We start from the raw sequence: 1287 nt of genomic DNA on the forward strand, positions 1-1287 counted from the left end.
CCATTGGGATGTCCATGGTTTTTGAAAAAGCAGATTCTTTGGAGCTTTTGCAGGAGATTATAAATACCATCATGGCCAACAGGATTATAGCCAACAGGAAATTGTTTGTACTTTTTGATTTTGATGCGTTTGTGTTCATTTAAGGAAGGTGTTTGATCGCTTGAAATTGATTTACTAAGAGGGGATTTATTTTTTGTTTTATGGACTTTAAGCAATTACTTCTTTTTCGCCGAGTTTGAACTTGATCGGAACCCTCATCCTTACATTGACAATATGCCCCCGCTGTTTGCCTGGTATCCAGTTTGGTGATTTTTTAATGACCCGCTTGGCCTCTTCATCACAGCCGGCACCTATACCCTTGAGGAGTTCTACATTTTCCACTGAACCGTCTTTCCTTACTTCAAAGACCAAATAAACAGTACCTTCTATACCCATTTTTCTGGCTTGTTCAGGATATTTGAGGTTATTCATGAGGAATTCATTCCAAGCTTCCATGCCACCGGGAAACTCTGGTGAGTCCTCCACCACATCGAAAATCTCATTTGTTTCAATGTTCTTGCTAGTCACCTCGCCATTTTCTAAAACTATTTTTTCATCATATTCCTGAAAATCGCAGGAAAAAAACACAATCATCAGTCCCAAAAGAGGGATCGCAATGAGAAGGCTACTTTTGTTTGTAGGGTTTGATTTGGTTGTTTTCATCTTTTTACATTGATTTTTTGGTTGATATTCTTTTTGCTTTGTAATCCTTTTAGGGTTTAGCCCAATTTAAATCTGATCGGTATCCTCATTCTGACAGTTACCAACCTACCTCTTTGCTTTCCGGGAATCCAATTTGGAGAAGCCGCGATCACCCGCATTGCTTCTTCATCGCATCCTCCCCCGATTCCTCTCAACAATTCGATATTTTGAACGCTCCCATCAGTCCTGATTTCAAAGACCGCATAGACCGTTCCTTCGATTCCCATTCTTCTGGCTTGGCTTGGGTATTTGAGGTTTTGCCTAAGAAAATTGTTCCAAGCTTCCATGCCTCCCGGAAATTCAGGTGATTCTTCCACAATGTCAAAGACTTCATCTGCTTCCATAATCTTTGAATTGATTTCATCAGGATTGGGCGGAACCGTTTCCTCCTTAGACATGGGTATTTCCATGACTTCTGAAAAAGAATTATCAGCACTCTTCTCACATGAAAAAACAAAAACCATCAATCCTAGAACAGGCAATGCAAGTAAGAATCTCCATTTGTGGATCAATCCGGATTGTGCGGTATTCATCATGATGATTCGC

At 40.2% G+C, this 1287-nt stretch carries 2 protein-coding genes; both read right to left on the reverse strand.

Features of this window, described 5'->3' with window-relative positions; translation table 11 throughout:
* Positions 1-207: 207 nt before the first annotated feature.
* Positions 208-702: an energy transducer TonB gene (locus tag ACZFYI_RS20420; RefSeq protein WP_462525958.1), complete on the reverse strand. Its 495-nt coding sequence runs from the start codon at positions 700-702 to the stop codon at positions 208-210.
* A 56-nt stretch (positions 703-758) separates the two neighbouring features.
* On the reverse strand, positions 759-1287 hold a 529-nt coding region (locus ACZFYI_RS20425; protein WP_462525959.1), incomplete at its 5' end, for an energy transducer TonB.

It is taken from the genome of Aquiflexum sp., from assembly GCF_977115555.1.

What these genes read in the sequence shown, in the direction of transcription:
- ACZFYI_RS20420 (WP_462525958.1), bottom strand. Translation starts at nt 702, where the DNA reads ATGAAAACAACCAAATCAAACCCTACAAACAAAAGTAGCCTTCTCATT.